Below are 16,016 nucleotides of genomic sequence, written 5' to 3' on the forward strand. Positions count from 1 at the left end.
TCAAGCCTAGGCGCGAAGCTTGCCGCCCGCCTTCTCGACCGCGGCGACGACCTTGGCCGACAGGGCCTCGATCTCGGCGTCGGTCAGGGTGGCCTCGCGCGGCTGGACCAGCACCTCGATGGCCACCGACTTGGAGCCTTCCGGCACGCCGGGGCCCTCGTAGACGTCGAAGACGCGGGCCGAGGCGATCAGGGCCTTGTCGGCGCCGGCCGCGGCCTTCACCAGGTCGCCGGCCGCCTTGGCCTTGTCGGCCACGAAGGCGAAGTCGCGGGTCAGCGGCATCAGGGCCGACGGCGTGAACGCCGCCTTGGTCTTGACGGCCTTCTTCTTCGGCTCGGGGATCGCCTCCAGGACGATCTCGAAGCCGTAGACCGGGCCGGCCACGTCCAGCGCCTTCAGCACCGCCGGGTGCAGCTCGCCGAACTCGGCGACGACGGCCTTGGGGCCCAGCTGCAGGCGGGCCGAGCGGCCGGGGTGCCACCACGACGAGGCCGAGCCTTGCGCGGTCTGCAGCGAAGCCACCGGCGCGCCGATCTCTTCCAGCAGGTTGAGGAGGTCGGCCTTGATCGCGAACACGTCCTCGGCCGGGCGCTTGTCCCAGGCGCGCGGCGGGCGCGGGGCCAGGATGCCGGCGACGACCGTGCGCTGGTCCTTGGGACCGTCGCTCAGGAACACCGGGCCGACCTCGAACAGGGCGACGTCGGCGAAGCCGTGGCGGGCGTTGCGGCCGGCCGCCTCGATCAGGTTGGGCAGCACCGAGGGGCGCATGCAGTCCAGTTCCGAGGCGATCGGATTGGCCAGCACCAGCTCGGCGGCGCCGCCGCCGAACAGTTGGGCGGTGGCGCGGCTGGTGAAGCTCCAGGTGACGGCCTCGGCGTAGCCGGCCGCGGCCAGGGCGCGACGGGCGGTGCGGGCGCGGGCCTGGCGGGCGGTCAGCACGCCGCCGACGGCGCGCGGAACTTCAGGCAGGGGCGTCGAGGGCAGGGCGGCGAAGCCGGCGATGCGGGCCACTTCCTCCACTAGGTCGGCCTTGCCGTGCACGTCGCGACGGAAGGTCGGCGGGGTCACGCAGACCACGCTTTCGGCATGGGTGGCGAACTCGGCGACCGGCACGTCCTTGGGCGGCTCGATCTTGAAGCCCAGGGCCTGCAGGATCGACAGGCTCTTCTCGGGCGCGATGTCCAGGCCCGACAGACCCTGCACATAGGCCGGGTCGAACAGGATCGGACCCGGCGCGGCCGGAGCCTCGCCGGCCACGAACACGTCCGAGGCCTCGCCGCCGCACAGTTCCAGGATCAGCTTCGTGCCCAGCTCCAGGCCCGGAACGACCGAGCCGGTGTCGACCGTGCGGGCGAAGCGGTACTGGGCGTCGCTGTTGATGCCGGTGTCGCGGCCCGTCTGGGCGATGCGGATCGGCTCGAACCAGGCGCTTTCCAGGAACACGTCGACGGTGGCTTCCGAGCAGCCGGTGCTCTCGCCGCCCATGACGCCGCCGATGCCGATCGGCCGCTCGCCATCGGCGTCGGCGATGACGCTCATGGCCGGGGTCAGCTCGTAGGTCTTGCCGTCCAGCGCGATCAGGTGCTCGTCGCCATGGACGCCGTGGTGGCCGAAGCGCGACACGATCTTCGACCCCGACAGCAGGGCCGCGTCATAGACGTGCAGCGGCCGGGCGCGGTCGTAGGAGACGTAGTTGGTGATGTCGACCAGGGCCGACTTCGGGTTGATGCCGATGGCCTTCAGGCGGTCCTGCAGCCACTTGGGCGAGGGGCCGTTCTTGACGCCCTTGATCAGGCGGCCCGAGAACACCGGGCAGGCTTCGCCATCCACCGCGACCGTGATCGGGCAGGGGAAGGTCCCCGGGACCGGGGCGATCGACAGGTCCTTCAGCTTGCCCAGGCCCGCGGCGGCCAGGTCGCGGGCGATGCCGGCGACGCCCAGCCAGTCGGGGCGGTTGGGGGTCACTTCGAAGTCGATGACGGCTTCCAGGCCCAGCGCCACGGCGGCGGCCGTGCCGACTGCGAGGTCGTCGGACAGCTCAAGAATGCCTTCCGAACCGTCGTCGGCTTCGAGTTCCGAGCCCGAGCACAGCATGCCGTTGGAGACGACGCCGCGGACCGGCTTTTCGACCAGGGTGACGCCCAGACCCGGCACATAGGCGCCGATCGGGGCGTAGATGGTGGTCAGGCCGACGCGGGCGTTGGGCGCGCCGCAGACGATCTCCTTGCGGCCGTCGACGGTGTCGACCTGGCAGACGCGCAGGCGGTCGGCGTTCGGGTGCTGAACGGCCTCGACGATCTTGGCGACGCTGAAGGCGGCCAGCTTGGCGGCCGGGTCGGTGACGTGCTCGACCTCGAGGCCGGCCATGGTCATGGCGGCCACCACCTCGGCGGCGGTCGCTTCGGTGTCTAGGTGGTCCTTGAGCCAGGACAGGGTGAATTTCATCGTTCTGGATCTCCAGGCCCCGCCGCGAGGGAGGAGCTGGGTGGAAAGGCGTGCCCGGAGCGAGGCGACTGCGCCGTCGCTCCGGAAGGATTCGTCAGCTCAGGCCGCTGGCCGAGTTCGGCGCCGCGAAGCCCGAGAAGCCGTAGTGGGCGAGCCAGCGGCTGTCCGAGGCGAACATGTCGCGCAGGTCGGGCATGCCGTACTTCAGCATCCCCAGGCGATCGACGCCCATGCCGAAGGCGAAGCCCTGGTACTCGTCCGGATCGATGCCGCAGGCGCGCAGCACGTTCGGGTGGACCATGCCGCAGCCCAGGATCTCGAGCCAGCTCGAGCCCTGGCCGATCTTGATCTCACCGCCCGAGCGGTCGCACTGCACGTCCATCTCGGCCGACGGCTCGGTGAACGGGAAGTGGTGCGGCCGGAACTGCGTCGTCACCGCGTCGGTCTCGAAGAACCGGGCGATGAAGGTTTCCAGGGTCCACTTCAGGTGGCCCATGTGGATGCCCTTGTCGATCACCAGGCCCTCGACCTGGTGGAACATCGGCGTGTGGGTGGCGTCGCTGTCGCAGCGATAGGTGCGGCCCGGCGCGATGATGCGGATCGGCGGCTTCTGCGAAACCATGGTGCGCACCTGCACGGGGCTGGTGTGCGTGCGCAGCAGCATGCGTTCACCCGTTTCCTTCGGTTCGAAGAAGAAGGTGTCGTGCATTTCGCGGGCCGGGTGCTTCTCGGGGAAGTTCAGGGCCGTGAAGTTGTGGAAGTCGTCCTCGATGTCCGGACCTTCGGCGACGGCGAAGCCCATGTCGGCGAAGATCGAGACCATCTCGTCCATGACCTGCATGGTCGGGTGGACGGATCCCTTGCGGCGATAGGGGCCGGGCAGGGTGAGGTCGAGGGTCTCGCGGGCCAGGCGCGCGTCGAGTTCGGCGGCTTCTAGCGAAGCCTTCTTCTCGGTGATGGCCGCCTGCACGCGGTCGCGCAGGGCGTTGATCGCCGCGCCGCGTTCCTTGCGCTCGTCGGGGCTCATCGCGCCCAGGGTCTTGAGCAGGCCCGAGATCGAGCCGGTCTTGCCGACGGCCGCCACGCGGACGGCGTCGAGCGCTTGGAGATCGCCGGCGGCGGCCACCTGGGCCAGCACCTCGGCTTCGAGGGTGTTGAGATCGGTCATGACGGGTGTCGGTCTAGCGATACGAAGCGCGTTCGTCACTGGCGTTGATGGGGTTTTGGCTCATTGCAGCGTGATCTCGGCCGTCATCGACAGGTCGCGATTGGCGATGTTGTCGTGCAGGACGACCACGGCCTTGTAGAGGCCCTTGGCGTCGCTGGCGTCGAAGCTGATTTTCGGCACCACGCTGGTGTTGTCGAAAACGGCGTTGGGGGCCGAGACAGGGCCCTTGATCACCTTCAGTCCCTTCAGCGAACCACCGGACAGCGCCTTGCCGTCGGGCCCGACGAAATCGATGTCGAATGTGACGTCGGCTTCCTTGGCGGCGTCCAACTGAGGTCCGATGAAGGTCACCTTCAGGGCGATGACTTCGCCGACCTTCACCTCGTGCAGGATCGAGACGCGCGGCGACTCGTGCGGCGGCTTGTGGAACTCGACCACCTGGGCGTCGGGGATGAACAGCGCCATGCCCGACAGGGGGCCGTTGCGGTTGGGGAAGGGGCGCGCCTCGGGCTGAGCCTTTGGCGCTGCGGGCGTCTGGGCCGCGGCGGTCGTCACCGTGATCGAAGCCAGGGCGAGAACCGCCATGGCGGCGATCGTCTTGCGGATGTTCATTGTTCCCTCCATCGCCCGCCTGGCGGGCGTCAGGAGCTGTCTAGGTGGTGTTCTCTATCGGCGAAACCCTACCGATAGTCTTGGGCTGTCGAGCGCGCAGCAAAAAGCCCTTCGGCTCGCGCCGAAGGGCTTTTCAAAGGATAGGTGAGCGGTGAGGCTCAGATGTCCTTAGGCCAGGGCAGCGCGGACCTTGTCGGCGATGGCCTTGAACGCAACGGCGTCGTTGCCGGCGATGTCCGCCAGGACCTTACGGTCGATCACGATACCCGCGACATCCAGGCCGTGGATGAATTGCGAGTAGGTGAAGCCTTCGGTGCGGGCGCCGGCGTTGATGCGCTGGATCCACAGCGAACGGAAGGCGCGCTTGCGCACCTTGCGGTCGCGGTAGGCGTACTGACCGGCCTTGTCGACCGCGGCCTTGGCCGTACGGATGGTGTTCTTGCGGCGGCCGTAGAAGCCCTTGGCCTGCTCCAGAACCTTCTTGTGCTTGGCGTGAGCGACGACGCCACGTTTAACGCGAGCCATGTGTCAGCGCTCCTCTTACAGGCCGTAGGGCAGGTACGAACGGATGGTCTTGGCGTCAGCCTCGCTCATCACCTTCGTGCCGCGGTTTTGGCGGATGTACTTGCCGTTGTGGCCGATCAGGCGGTGGCGCTTGCCGGCGACGCCGGCCTTCAGCTTGCCCGTGGCGGTGATCTTGAAGCGCTTTTTGGCGCCCGACTTCGTCTTCAACTTAGGCATTTCGCGTCGGAGCGTTTAACGGCCCCGTCCTCTGGATAGCGAGACGAACCGCCATGGCATGCCAAATTGGCCAGGCGGTTCCGGAAAGGCGGGGTGAATACTGGAGCCCCGGGAGAAAAGCAAGGCCTGGCGGACTCTTAAGTCCTAAAGCCCTGTGGCTCAGGGCGCGGCCTTGGCGCGGCGGCCGACGGTGATGGCGAGAATCACGGCCGGCACCGTCAGCAGCGACCCCATCCAGTAGGGCGCGCCGGTGGCCAGGCCGAACAGCGGACCGGCGATCATCGGGCCGCTCATCCGGGCGAGCGAGCCGCTGGCCATGTTGAGGCCCAGCATCGCGCCCTGCTGGTCGGGCGGGGTGGCGCGCGAGATCAGCGCGGCGATGCAGGGGAACACCAGCGACTGGCCAAAGGCGGTGAAGCCCACGAACAGCGGCACGAAAGCGGCGCTGGGCACGAACGGCGTCGCCGCCATCGAGACGCAGATGATCGCCAGACCCGTGGTCAGCACCTTGGGCTCGCCGAAGCGGCGGGCCAGGCGCCCGGTCAGAACGCCCTGGCCCAGCGAGGCCACCACGCCGATGACGGCGAAGCACAGGCCCACCTGCTGGGGCGTCCAGTCGAACCGCGCCTGGCTCCACAGGCCGAAGGTCGCCTCCATGCCCGAGAAGGCGGCGGTGGAGACGAAGGTGACCATCACCACCCGCGACAGCACCGGATGGGCGAAGGCGGCCTTCAGGGCCTCGCGACGGGGCGGTGGGGGCGGGGCGTCCTTGCGGGGCGCGCGGCTCTCGACCACGAACAGGAAGACGCCCAGGGCCGCGGTCGCCGCCAGGCCCGCTGCCACCAGCAGCGGCAGCTGGAAGCCCAGGCGGCCGGCGTCCGGATGGGCCAGCAGGCCGCCCAGGGCCGGGCCGACCACGAAGCCGGCCCCGAAGGCGCTGCCCAGCAGGCCCATGCGCGCGGCCCGCTTCTCGGGCGGGGTGACGTCGGCCATGTAGCCCTGGATCGTCGAGATGTTGCCGCTGGCCGCGCCGCTGAGGAAACGGATGACGAAGGCCGCGGCGATGGTCGGTGCGAAGGCCAGGGCGACGTACGCGGCGGTGTTGGCCAGGATGGTGACGATCAGCACCGGCCGACGGCCGATGCGATCGGACAGCCGGCCCCAGAACGGCTCGGCCAGGAACTGGCCCAGCGAATAGGCCGAGAACAGCGCCGTCACCTGCCAGGGGCTGGCGTTCAGCGCCTTGGCGTAGAAGGGCAGCAGCGGGATCACAAGCCCGAAGCCCACCAGGTTGATGAACACCACCAGCAGCAGGACGTAGAGCGCGCGGGAACTGTGGACAGGCGCCGGCGGTGCGGCCGGAGCAGCGGACATGGACATGACGGGAACCTTCGAGGCGGCTCCTCTACGCCCGATGGTCCGAAAAAGCGACCTGAAATTTCAGTTTCCGGGTGCGGAGGATTGAGGGGGGGGGGCTTAGCGACCTGTCGCTGACTTCTCCCTTCCCCCTCGATGGGGGAAGGGCGGGGATGGGGTGACTGCTGAGCCGGCGATCTGTGCGGCGTTCAACGCCGTAGCCACCCCCACCCCTGGCCCTCCCCCATCAAGGGGGAGGGAAGATTCAATGTCGTTTTCTGTCCGGTCTTCGTCCGGTCGCTTCCTTACTTGCCTTGAAAGCAGCTCCTAGCCTGCGGCATCTTCATCGCCACGGAGCTACAGAGAATGTCCGCTGCAACCGCCCTGATCGTCGTCGACGCCCAGGATTCCTTTCGCCAGCGCGCCTCTTGGGATCCGGCGATCGCCGGCGCCTATCTGGAGCGCCAGCAGGCGCTGATCGACGGCGCGCGGGCCAAGGGCGTGCCGGTCGTGCAGATCCTGCATGTCGAGGCCGAGGGGATCTTCAGCCTGGCCTCGGGGCATGTGCGTACGGTGGAGGGCCTGTCGCTGGCGCCCGACGTCACCTTCCACAAGCCCAGCCACAGCGCCCTGGTGGGCACGGGCCTTCTGGTCTGGCTGATCCAGAACCGCATCGGCAGGATCATCGTCAGCGGCATCCGCACCGAGCAGTGCTGCGAGACGACGACGCGGCACGCCTCGGACCTGGGTTTCGCCGTCGACTACGTCACCGAGGCGACCCTGACCTTCGACATGACCGACCGTCACGGCCGGGTCTTCACCGTCGACGAGATCAAGGCCCGCACCGAACTGGTGCTGCACGAGCGCTTCGCCCGCATCGCCACCGTCGAAGAGGCTCTCGAAGCCGCATGACCGACCCGTCGCCCGCCGTCATTCCCGTCCTTGTCGTCCTGCCGCCGCGCACCCTGCTGCTCGACGTGGCCGGTCCCATGGAGGTGCTGCGGCGGGCGGCGATGGAGCCCGGTTCCCCGGGCTTCGAGGTGACCTATGTCGCCGCCAGGCCGGTGATCGACAGCTCGATCGGCCTGGGTCTCGCGGGGCTCTCGCCCCTGCCGGACGCCCTGCCGGATGGCGCGCTGGTCGTGGTGTCGGGCAATGTCGACCAGGTGCTGGGCGGTCCTGGCCCGACGGAGGCGGACGCCGCCGACGAGGAGGCCATCGTCGCCTGGCTGGCCCGGGTGGTGCGGCCGGGCATGACGCTGGCCTGCATCTGCTCGGGCGCCTTGCTGGCGGCGCGGGCGGGGCTGCTGGCCGGCAAGGCCTGCACCACCCACCATGCCTGCATCGACGACCTGGAGCGCCTGGCGCCCAGCGCCCGGGTGCTGGAGGATCGCCTGTTCGTCGAGGACGGCGAGCGGTTGACCAGCGCCGGCGTCACCTCGGGCGTCGACTTGATGCTGCATCTGGTCTCCCGGCTGCGCGGGCCGGCCCTGGCGGTGTCGATCGCCCGCCAGATGGTAGTCTATCTGCGGCGCGGTCCGTCGGACCCGCAGTTGTCACCGTGGCTGGAGGGCCGCAACCACGTCCACCCGGCCGTCCACCGCGTGCAGGACGCCGTCGCCGCCGATCCGACCCGCGACTGGAACCTGGAGGTGCTGGCCGACCTGGCCGGGGCCAGCCCGCGGCATCTGTCGCGGCTGTTCAACGCCCATGCCGGCATGAGCCTGACCGACTACGTCAACCGCCTGCGCCTGGCCCTGGCCGGTGAAATGCTGTCGGCGACGCGGCTGGACATGGAAAGCGTCGCCGAGCGGGCGGGCTTCGCCTCGACCCGCCAGTTGCGCAGGGTCTGGCGGCGGCATCACCCCACGCCGCCCAGGGCGGCGCGGGGCTGAGCGCGTCAGTTCGGCGGATTGTGCTTTTCGACGAAGGCGACGGTCTCGGTCAGCATGCGCTGACGGCTGGCGCCGCGCGACAGCCAGTGGTCTTCGCCGTCGAGGGTGACGAACTGCACCGGCTTACCGGCCTTGGTCAGGGCTTCGGACATCAGCTTGCTCTGCACATAGGGCACGACGGTGTCGTCCTTGCCGTGGATCAGCAGCACGGGGATGTCGGCCTTGGCGGCCAGCTTGGCGGGCGAGATCGCCGCCAGGTCCGGGTCGCGCACGCCGTCTGCGCCCATGAAGCGCAGCCAGTAGCGCATCGCGGCGTTCTTGCTGGTGGCGTAGCGCTCCTGGTTGTCGACCAGCATCCGCTTGAGGTCGGAAGGGCCCGCCACCGACACCGCGCAGCGATAGACGCCGGTGTCGATCGTCGCCCCGGCCAGGGCCGCGTAGCCGCCGTAGCTGGCGCCCACCACGCAGACGCGCTTGGGATCGATCAGCCCTTCCTTGGCCAGATAGCGCACGCCGTCCGACAGGTCGGTCTGCATCTTCTTGCCCCACTCGCCGAAGCCGGCCTGGACGAAGTCCTGGCCGAAACCCTCGGAGCCGCGGAAGTTGGGCTGCAGAACCGCGTAGCCGCGCGAGGCCAGGCCCTGGCTCCACCAGTCGAAACCGGGGGCGTCGCGGCCTTCCGGACCGCCGTGGGGCAGCACGATCAGCGGCAGGTTCTTGGCCGACTTGCCCTTGGGCAGGGTGAGGTAGCCGGTGATCTCCAGGCCGTCGGCGGCCTTGTACTTCACCGGACGCACCTCGCCGATGTCGGCAGGGGTCAGGCTGGAATAGGATGCGCCCAGCCAGTCGGCGCTCTTCTTGTCGAGATCGACGAGCGCGTAGGCGGGGCCTTCGGTGGCGGAATCCACCAGGACCACGATCTTGCGCCGATCATCCGACCACGACGCCAGCGAGACGCGGTCGCCCGGGAAGGCCTTCTGGACGGCTTTCCAGGCGTTCTCGTTCTTGGCGTCGTAGAACTGGTAGCGCAGGTCGTCGCCCACGAGCGTCACGCCGCCGATCAAGGCCCCGGTGGCCGGATCGCGGATCAGGCCGTCGAACGGGCGCTCCATCGGCAGGTCCGCGTGGCCGCCGCCTTGCGCGTACTCGCGATAGACGGTGTCACCGTCGGCGTTCTGCATGGCCACCAACACGCTCTTGCCGTCGCGGCCCAGGCCCGAGACGCCGTAGGAGCCCATCGGGCTTGTCGCCTGGTCGGCCAGGGCCCAGCCGCGATCGCCCTTGATCCGCAGCGACCACACGCCCTTGGACTGGTCGTATTGCGACTGGGCCAGCGGGATGCCGGCGGCGTCCACCAGCCAGTCGTCGGTGTCTTCCGACCGGGCCTCGATCATCTTGGTGCGGTTCTTGTCCAGATTGACCGCGAACAGCGTCACGCGGCCGTAGTTCTCGACGAAATAGATGCCCTGGACGAAGGCGGTCAGGTCGCCGCCGACCTTGCGGATCATGGCTGGGCCGTAGACCACGTTCATCGCGCCGGGCTGGTTGGCGAGCAGGAGCGACTGCTTCTTGGTGTTGATGTCGTAGCTGGTCGTCATCCAGTACTCGCGCTTGGGACCCGCAAGGTCGCGCACGAGGGCGGTGGTCGAGGTGGTGATCAGCAGGTGGCGCGTGCCGGCCCACTGCACCCAGCGCAACTTTTCCTTGCCCATGCGCAGGACGCTGATGACGCTCGAGTCGTCGGCCTTGTGGATCGAGATCACCCGGTCCTCGTTCGCCAGGCTCGTGGACACCGCCAGCAGCGAGCCGTCGGGCGAAATGGTCACGTCCTCGATGTTCGGCAGGCGGCCATAGGCCTCGACCGGCGCGGCCTGAACCGCACCGAAACCCAGAACCGCGACCGTGACGATGGCCGCCCCTATCCTATGCAACACGTCGATACTCCCCCGAAGTTCCCGACCGACCTGTAGCTTGACCACAATGCCCGGTCGAGAGGGGGTGTCAGCCTCGCGTGCGGATCCAACCGGTCAGAGACAGCCGCGGAACCGCTGCGTGCGGGGTGACGTAGCTGACGGCGTGCTTCTGCGGGACGCGGAAGATGTTCAGGGCGTTGAAGCTGGGGGTGTAGCCCTCGGCCACATGGCCGTCGCCGTCGAGGAACAGCAGCAGGCCCCCCCAGTCGCTACGCCACTGCGGCGTCAGGTTCAGGACATAGGCATAGAGCCGGTTCTTGCCGTCGGCGTGGTCGTCGTGCTCGGTCAGGAAGTGGCCGGGACGGTAACGCGTGGCCTGGCAGTCGCAGTATTCGGGGCGATCATCGCCCGTCAGGTCGCGCACGAAGCCGAGGAAGGCCTCGCCGTTGATCAGGTCGTAGGCCGCTTCCAGGAGGCGTCCCTCGCGGCGGCCGGCCTCGACCTCGTCGCTGACCCGGAAATTGTCGAATCGAAAGCCGAAGCCGGCGCGGGTCTCCTCGGCCACCTGGCGGTCCAGCGCGGCGTCGTCGGCAGGCGACAGGACCCCTGGGCCGTCCAGCGGCAAGGTCCACAGCTTCTTGTCGACGCCCACAACCCCGCTCCACGGCGTGTCGATGGTCAGGGCCGCGTGCAGGCGCGAGGCCGAGTCGGCCGTCAGGAAACCCGGCACGTGCAGGCGGCCGCCGGCGGCGAAGGCGTCGCGCCAGGCCTTGGGCGTTAGGCCGGGGTCGAGCGACAGGGGGGCTTGTTGAGGCATGGCGATGACGAGGACTGGAAACCAGAAACGAAAAACGCCCCGGCGAGGCCGGGGCGTCTTCGAAGATAGGGCCTAAGCTCAGCGGGGCGCCAGGATCATGATCATCTGGCGGCCTTCCATGCGAGGCTCATACTCGACCTTGGCGACCTCGTCGAAGTCGGCCTTGACCTGCTGCAGCAGCTTCATGCCGAGTTCCGGGTGGGCCATTTCGCGACCGCGGAAGCGTAGGGTGACCTTCACCTTGTCGCCTTCCTCGAAGAAGCGGTGCATCGACTTGGCCTTAACGTCATAGTCGTGCTTGTCGATGTTCGGGCGGAGCTTGATCTCCTTGAGCTCGACCACCTTCTGACGCTTGCGGGCCTCGTTCTTCTTCTTCTGCTCCTGGAACTTGAACTTGCCGTAGTCCAGGATCTTGCAGACGGGCGGGTTCGCGTTCGGAACGATCTCGACCAGGTCCAGGCCAGCCTCTTCGGCCGCTTCCAGGGCGGCGGAAGTCGGCATCTCGCCTTGCTTCTCGCCGTTCTGGTCGATCAGCAGCACGCGGGGGACGCGGATTTCATCGTTGATACGCGGTCCATCCTTGACGGGCGGCGCTTGCATGGGACGGCGAATAGGGGCGGCTCCGGAATTGTTGTAGAGGATTTCGCGCGGCGCCCATGGGGCGTCGCGTTCAGATGATATATGACGCTAGACACGGACGCTATCAAGCGTCCGACGCGACAAGAGCGTTCCACGCAGCCGAGGATCGGCGGCGGAAGGGGCGACGGGGTGGAAACGCGAGCGGGACGGGCGGCCGTTTCCCATTCCTCCAGACGACGATTCGACGCCCTTGAACGCCGCCGCCGCCACCCTTTCGCCCATGCCCGCCACGCGCCACACGCTCATCGAGGACGTCCACGCGCTGCTGATCGGCACGAGCTTCATCGCCGTGGGCCTGACCCTGCTGAAGACCGCCGGCCTCGTGACCGGCGGGATCGCCGGGATCGCCCTGATCGTCTCCTATCTCGGCGGCTGGCCGGTAGGGGTGGTGTTCTTCGTCCTGAACCTGCCGTTCTACGTCTTCGCCCAGCGGGCGCTGGGCTGGATGTTCATGTTCAAGACTCTGGCGGTGAACGTCGCCCTGACCGGCCTGACCCTGGCCCTGCCGCACTGGCTGAAGCTGAAGGGCGTGGACCCGATCTTCGCGGCGGTGTTCGGCGGCACCATCATCGGCATGGGCATTCTCGCCCTGGCGCGCCACCGCGCCTCGGTCGGCGGGATCGGCGTGCTGGGCCTGTGGTTGCAGGAAAAGCATGGGATCAGCGCCGGCAAGGTGCAGATGGGCACGGACGTGCTGGTGGTGGGCGCGGCCTTCATGGTCGTCAGCCTCGACAAGCTGCTGCTGTCGGTTTTGTCGGCCGTGGCGCTGAGCATCGTCATCATCGCCAATCACAAGCCCGGCCGCTACGCCGGCTATTAACGGTGATGTTCATTGCCCCTATGGGGCCAAGCTGGCATACGACGCGCGACGTAGCGTGCGTTAGCGCTACCAGGAGTTTTGCATGACCCGCCCCGTCCTGGCGACCGCCCGCGCCCGCGTCGAACTGCTGCCCGAGGTGGGCGGTTCGATCGGCCGTTTCGTGTTCGACGGCCGCGATGTGCTGCGTCCGACGCCGGAAGGCGCGACCGACGCGCTGAACGTCGGCTGCTTTCCGCTGGTCCCGTTCTGCAACCGCATCCCGAACGGCCGCTTCTCGTTCCAGGGGCGCGACGTCGTGCTGGCGCCGAACCTCGGCGGTCATCCGCATCCGCTGCACGGCCAGGGCTGGCGCGCGGCCTGGACGGTCACCGGCCTGTCCGACACCCGTGCCGTCCTGACCTACGACCACGCCCCGTCCGACTGGCCGTGGGCTTACCGCGCCGAGCAGATCCTGGTGCTGTCGGACGAGGGCCTGCGCATCGAGCTGTCGGTGACCAACACCGGCGCCGAGACCATGCCGGCCGGCCTTGGCCTGCATCCCTATTTCGCCGCCCGTCCGGGTGAGGCGCTGAAGATGGACGTCGACGGGGTCTGGATGGTCGACGCCGACGTGCTGCCGACCGTCCATCACCAGGGGGCCTGGATGCGCGACTGGACCCTGGGCGCCCCGACCGCCACCGACAGCCTGATCGACAACTGCTGGACGGGTTTCGGCGGCAAGGCCGTGCTGTCGGCCCCGGAAGGCGCCTCGACGATCATCGAGGCCTCCGACAACTGCCGCTGGGCCCACGTCTACTCGCCGCCGGGCGCCGACTTCGTCTGCGTCGAGCCCACCTCCAGCCGCCCCGATCCGTTCGGCGCCGGGTTCGACGAGGGGGAGACCGGCATGGCCGCCCTGGCCCCGGGCGGAAAGGCGTCGGTCTGGATGACGCTGACGATCGCATGATCGCCCTCGCCGATCTTCTCGATTTGCGCCAGGTCAAGGCGCGCTGGACCGATGCGGCGTTGAATGGCGCCATGTGCGCTCCTTCGCCCGCCCGACCGCTGGTGATCATCGTCGAAGCCGACGAGGCCCTGCGCCAGGCCCTGGCCTTCGCCCTGGAGACCGAGGGCTACTGGCCGCGCGCCTTCGCCGAGGTCGCCGACGCGCCGCTGGCCGAACTGATCGCCGCCGATTGCCTGGTGCTGGACATCGACCTGCTGGCCCTGGCGTCGCTGCGGGGCAGGGGCGTGCGCACGCCGGCCGTGCTGCTGGCCGAGGGACCGATCGACCTGACCGTCACCGACGCCCTGTGGGCGGGCGTGGCCCACAAGCCCCTGATCACCGACGCCCTGAGCGTGCAGGTGAAACGGGCGGTGGGGGCGTAATCCAAATCCTCCCCCCGAAGGGGGAGGTGGCCCGAAGGGCCGGAGGGGGAAGTCCCTTCCGAGGCCCGAAACGCCCCTGAGGCGGGGAGTTACATCCCCCTCCGTCGGCTTCGCCGACACCTCCCCCTTCAGGGAGAGGATTTTCAGCTCCGCACCGACAGCGTCATCCGCACCAGGGCGGCCAGGTTGTCGGCGTGCATCTTGCTCATCAGCTTGGCGCGGTAGATCTCGACGGTGCGCGGGCTGATGCCCAGGTCGCGGGCTATGATCTTGTTGGGGTGGCCGGCGACCACGCCGTCCAGCACCTGGCGCTCGCGCTCCGACAGCGTTTCCATCCGCGCCAGCACCTGGGCCTGGTCGTCGCTTACGGCTGGCTGGGGCGCGGCGGCCAGGGCGCGCTCAAGCGCCGCCAGGATGCGGGCTTCGGAGAACGGCTTTTCGATGAAGTCGACGACGCCGTCGCGCATGGCCTCGACGGCCATGGGGATGTCGCCGTGGCCAGTGATCATCACCACAGGCAGGCCCGAGCCCGCGGCCTTGAGGCGGCGCACCAGTTCCTGGCCGCTCATGCCGGGCATGCGCACGTCGGTGATCACGCAGCCGGGCTCGACCTCGGACAGCTCCGACAGGAAGGCCAGGGCGCTGGCGTAGGTGCGCACGCGGAAATCGGCCGTCTCCAGCAGGAAGGCCAGGGAGTCGCGGGCGTCGGCGTCGTCGTCGACCACGTGCACAACGGCGTCGCTCATCAAATCGTCTCCTGGTCGGCTTCGGTCGTGCGGGTCTTGGTCGCGGCTGGTGCGGGCGGCAGGGTGAAGCGGAACACCGTCCCGCCGTCCGGATTGGCGTCGGCCCAGATGCGCCCGCCGTGCGCCTCGATGATCGAGCGCGAGATCGACAGGCCCACCCCCATGCCCTCTGCCTTGGTGGTCATGAAAGGCTGGAACAGGCGCTCGCGGAACTCGTCGTCGACCCCGGCGCCCGTGTCGGCCACCGACACCTCGATCGTCCCGTCCTCCAGCCGGCGGCTGGCCAGCGTGAGGCGCCGCACAGGCCGGCCGTCCATGGCCTCGAGGGCGTTGCGGATCAGGTTGACCAGCACCTGCTGGATCTGCACCCGGTCGGCGAAGACGGCGTCACAGCTCGGATCGAGCTCGATGCGCACCTCGGCCTGGCCCTCGCGCACGCCGATCAGGGCCAGGGCGCGGGCGTCGTCGACCAGTTCAGACAGGCTCTCGACGTCGCGCTCGGTGGCGCCCCGGCGCACGAACTCGCGCATGCGGTGGATGACGTCGCCGGCCCGTAGCGCCTGATCGGAGGCGCGGTCGATGGCGTCTCGCACCTTGGCCTGATCCTCGGGACGGCCGCGGTCCATCAGCCGGCGCGAGCCGGTCAGCAGGTTGGCGATGGCCGACAGCGGCTGGTTCAGCTCGTGGGCCAGGGTGGTGGCCATCTCGCCCATGGCGGTCAGGCGCGAGACATGGACAAGCTCGCCCTGCAGCTCCTGCAGGCGGGCTTCGGTGGCGTGGCGCTCGGTCAGGTCGCGGATGAAGCCGGTATAGGCGCGGGTGGGGCCCTTGGTCTCGCCTACCGCCAGCTCCATGGGAAAGGTCGTGCCGTCGCGGCGCAGGCCGGTGACGACGCGGCCGATGCCGATCACCCGCTTCTCGCCGGTCTGCTCATAGCGCGACAGATAGTCGTCATGGGCGCTCTGGTGCGGCTCGGGCATCAGCATGCTGACGTTCCGCCCCACCGTCTCGGCCGCGGTCCAGCCGAACAGCCGCTCGGCGGCGGGGCTGAACGAGGTCATGATCCCGCCCGGATCGATGACGACCACCGCGTCGGGCACGGTGTCGAGGATCGAGCGCAGGTGGCTGGTCATGGCCACGGTGCGGCGGCGCGCGGCATGGAACCAGCCGCCGCCGATCGACATGCCCACCCCGATCATCAGGAACACGATGCTCGACACAGCGGTGGCCTGATCGGGATGCGGCGAGAAGGTCAGGAACCAGACGATGGCCGAGGCCGCGATTGTCGAGATCAGGCCGGGCACGAGGCCGCCGAGCGCGGCGCTGACCAGCACCGCCGGCACGAACAGCAGGAATGCGGCCGGGGCGGCGTAGCGGCTGGGCAGGGCGAAGAACAGCAGGGCGCAGGCGGCGATCATCGTCGCCGAGGCCAGGAACACGCCGGGGCGCAGCTCGCTGTGCAGCGGGCCGGGAGCACGCGGGGGAGCGGCCATGGG

16 protein-coding genes are annotated in these 16,016 nt (G+C 68.9%); 5 read left to right on the top strand and 11 right to left on the bottom strand.

Features of this window, described 5'->3' with window-relative positions; all coding sequences use genetic code 11:
* Positions 1 to 6: 6 nt before the first annotated feature.
* The 6 genes from pheT to P7A99_RS03275 all read right to left on the bottom strand — a co-directional run bounded on the left by pheT (position 7) and on the right by P7A99_RS03275 (position 6,346).
* Positions 7 to 2,445, bottom strand: coding sequence for a phenylalanine--tRNA ligase subunit beta (gene pheT / locus P7A99_RS03250; RefSeq protein WP_277792501.1), 2,439 nt, complete (start codon positions 2,443 to 2,445; stop codon positions 7 to 9).
* Between the two features lie 94 nt (positions 2,446 to 2,539).
* Positions 2,540 to 3,613, bottom strand: coding sequence for a phenylalanine--tRNA ligase subunit alpha (gene pheS, locus P7A99_RS03255; protein ID WP_277792502.1), 1,074 nt, complete (start codon positions 3,611 to 3,613; stop codon positions 2,540 to 2,542).
* A 60-nt stretch (positions 3,614 to 3,673) separates the two neighbouring features.
* Complete coding sequence (locus tag P7A99_RS03260) at positions 3,674 to 4,225, bottom strand: hypothetical protein (protein ID WP_277792503.1); 552 nt, start codon at positions 4,223 to 4,225, stop codon at positions 3,674 to 3,676.
* Positions 4,226 to 4,393: 168 nt separating this feature from the next.
* Positions 4,394 to 4,750 carry a 50S ribosomal protein L20 gene (gene rplT / locus P7A99_RS03265; RefSeq protein ID WP_101718180.1) on the bottom strand — a complete coding sequence of 119 codons (357 nt, stop codon included), beginning with the start codon at positions 4,748 to 4,750 and terminating at the stop codon, positions 4,394 to 4,396.
* Between the two features lie 15 nt (positions 4,751 to 4,765).
* A complete protein-coding gene (rpmI, locus tag P7A99_RS03270) occupies positions 4,766 to 4,966 on the bottom strand; it encodes a 50S ribosomal protein L35 (RefSeq protein ID WP_018061454.1) in 201 nt (66 codons plus the stop codon).
* 159 nt (positions 4,967 to 5,125) lie between these two features.
* Entirely contained in the window at positions 5,126 to 6,346 is a 1,221-nt protein-coding gene (locus P7A99_RS03275) for an MFS transporter (protein ID WP_277792504.1), read from the bottom strand.
* A gap of 342 nt (positions 6,347 to 6,688) precedes the next feature.
* On the opposite strand from P7A99_RS03275, the gene P7A99_RS03280 reads away from it, so the two are divergent.
* Positions 6,689 to 7,234, top strand: a complete 546-nt coding sequence (locus P7A99_RS03280) for a cysteine hydrolase family protein (RefSeq protein WP_277792505.1) — start codon at positions 6,689 to 6,691, stop codon at positions 7,232 to 7,234.
* On the top strand, positions 7,231 to 8,217 hold the full coding sequence (locus P7A99_RS03285; RefSeq protein ID WP_277792506.1) for a GlxA family transcriptional regulator: 987 nt from the start codon (positions 7,231 to 7,233) through the stop codon (positions 8,215 to 8,217). Before P7A99_RS03280 ends, P7A99_RS03285 begins: the two co-directional genes overlap by 4 nt.
* A gap of 5 nt (positions 8,218 to 8,222) precedes the next feature.
* Here P7A99_RS03285 and P7A99_RS03290 read toward each other — a convergent pair whose 3' ends face one another.
* From P7A99_RS03290 to infC, 3 genes are all read right to left on the bottom strand, one after another.
* Complete coding sequence (locus P7A99_RS03290) at positions 8,223 to 10,151, bottom strand: alpha/beta hydrolase family protein (RefSeq protein WP_277792507.1); 1,929 nt, start codon at positions 10,149 to 10,151, stop codon at positions 8,223 to 8,225.
* Between the two features lie 67 nt (positions 10,152 to 10,218).
* Complete coding sequence (locus P7A99_RS03295) at positions 10,219 to 10,947, bottom strand: 2OG-Fe(II) oxygenase (RefSeq protein WP_277792508.1); 729 nt, start codon at positions 10,945 to 10,947, stop codon at positions 10,219 to 10,221.
* A 78-nt stretch (positions 10,948 to 11,025) separates the two neighbouring features.
* Positions 11,026 to 11,547, bottom strand: a complete 522-nt coding sequence (gene infC, locus P7A99_RS03300; protein ID WP_277792509.1) for a translation initiation factor IF-3 — start codon at positions 11,545 to 11,547, stop codon at positions 11,026 to 11,028.
* Between the two features lie 259 nt (positions 11,548 to 11,806).
* Between infC and P7A99_RS03305 the strand changes: the two genes are divergently transcribed.
* The 3 genes from P7A99_RS03305 (at position 11,807) to P7A99_RS03315 (ending at position 13,774) form a co-directional block, all read left to right on the top strand.
* Entirely contained in the window at positions 11,807 to 12,406 is a 600-nt protein-coding gene (locus P7A99_RS03305; protein WP_277792543.1) for a YitT family protein, read from the top strand.
* Between the two features lie 82 nt (positions 12,407 to 12,488).
* Positions 12,489 to 13,352, top strand: coding sequence for an aldose 1-epimerase (locus P7A99_RS03310; protein WP_277792510.1), 864 nt, complete (start codon positions 12,489 to 12,491; stop codon positions 13,350 to 13,352).
* The gene (locus P7A99_RS03315) at positions 13,349 to 13,774 is read left to right on the top strand and encodes a hypothetical protein (protein ID WP_277792511.1); all 426 of its coding nucleotides are present in this window, start codon (positions 13,349 to 13,351) and stop codon (positions 13,772 to 13,774) included. The genes P7A99_RS03310 and P7A99_RS03315 overlap by 4 nt, the downstream gene beginning before the upstream one ends.
* Before the next feature lie 143 nt (positions 13,775 to 13,917).
* Here P7A99_RS03315 and fixJ read toward each other — a convergent pair whose 3' ends face one another.
* Together fixJ and P7A99_RS03325 are read right to left on the bottom strand one after the other, a co-directional pair.
* On the bottom strand, positions 13,918 to 14,520 hold the full coding sequence (gene fixJ / locus P7A99_RS03320; RefSeq protein ID WP_277792512.1) for a response regulator FixJ: 603 nt from the start codon (positions 14,518 to 14,520) through the stop codon (positions 13,918 to 13,920).
* On the bottom strand, positions 14,520 to 16,013 hold the full coding sequence (locus P7A99_RS03325; RefSeq protein ID WP_431307635.1) for a PAS domain S-box protein: 1,494 nt from the start codon (positions 16,011 to 16,013) through the stop codon (positions 14,520 to 14,522). Before P7A99_RS03325 ends, fixJ begins: the two co-directional genes overlap by 1 nt.
* Between the last annotated feature and the right edge of the window lie 3 nt (positions 16,014 to 16,016).

It is taken from the genome of Caulobacter endophyticus (assembly GCF_029543245.1).
GTDB lineage: Bacteria > Pseudomonadota > Alphaproteobacteria > Caulobacterales > Caulobacteraceae > Caulobacter > Caulobacter endophyticus_A.

Bases quoted from the DNA above. Each gene is read 5' to 3' on its own strand.
- P7A99_RS03315 (WP_277792511.1), top strand. From the start codon at position 13,349: ATGATCGCCCTCGCCGATCTTCTCGATTTGCGCCAGGTCAAGGCGCGC.
- P7A99_RS03285 (WP_277792506.1), top strand. From the start codon at position 7,231: ATGACCGACCCGTCGCCCGCCGTCATTCCCGTCCTTGTCGTCCTGCCG.
- P7A99_RS03275 (WP_277792504.1), bottom strand. From the start codon at position 6,346: ATGTCCATGTCCGCTGCTCCGGCCGCACCGCCGGCGCCTGTCCACAGT.
- P7A99_RS03295 (WP_277792508.1), bottom strand. From the start codon at position 10,947: ATGCCTCAACAAGCCCCCCTGTCGCTCGACCCCGGCCTAACGCCCAAG.
- P7A99_RS03325 (WP_431307635.1), bottom strand. From the start codon at position 16,013: ATGGCCGCTCCCCCGCGTGCTCCCGGCCCGCTGCACAGCGAGCTGCGC.
- rplT (WP_101718180.1), bottom strand. From the start codon at position 4,750: ATGGCTCGCGTTAAACGTGGCGTCGTCGCTCACGCCAAGCACAAGAAG.
- pheS (WP_277792502.1), bottom strand. From the start codon at position 3,613: ATGACCGATCTCAACACCCTCGAAGCCGAGGTGCTGGCCCAGGTGGCC.
- fixJ (WP_277792512.1), bottom strand. From the start codon at position 14,520: ATGAGCGACGCCGTTGTGCACGTGGTCGACGACGACGCCGACGCCCGC.
- P7A99_RS03280 (WP_277792505.1), top strand. From the start codon at position 6,689: ATGTCCGCTGCAACCGCCCTGATCGTCGTCGACGCCCAGGATTCCTTT.
- rpmI (WP_018061454.1), bottom strand. From the start codon at position 4,966: ATGCCTAAGTTGAAGACGAAGTCGGGCGCCAAAAAGCGCTTCAAGATC.
- P7A99_RS03260 (WP_277792503.1), bottom strand. From the start codon at position 4,225: ATGAACATCCGCAAGACGATCGCCGCCATGGCGGTTCTCGCCCTGGCT.
- P7A99_RS03305 (WP_277792543.1), top strand. From the start codon at position 11,807: ATGCCCGCCACGCGCCACACGCTCATCGAGGACGTCCACGCGCTGCTG.
- infC (WP_277792509.1), bottom strand. From the start codon at position 11,547: ATGCAAGCGCCGCCCGTCAAGGATGGACCGCGTATCAACGATGAAATC.
- pheT (WP_277792501.1), bottom strand. From the start codon at position 2,445: ATGAAATTCACCCTGTCCTGGCTCAAGGACCACCTAGACACCGAAGCG.
- P7A99_RS03310 (WP_277792510.1), top strand. From the start codon at position 12,489: ATGACCCGCCCCGTCCTGGCGACCGCCCGCGCCCGCGTCGAACTGCTG.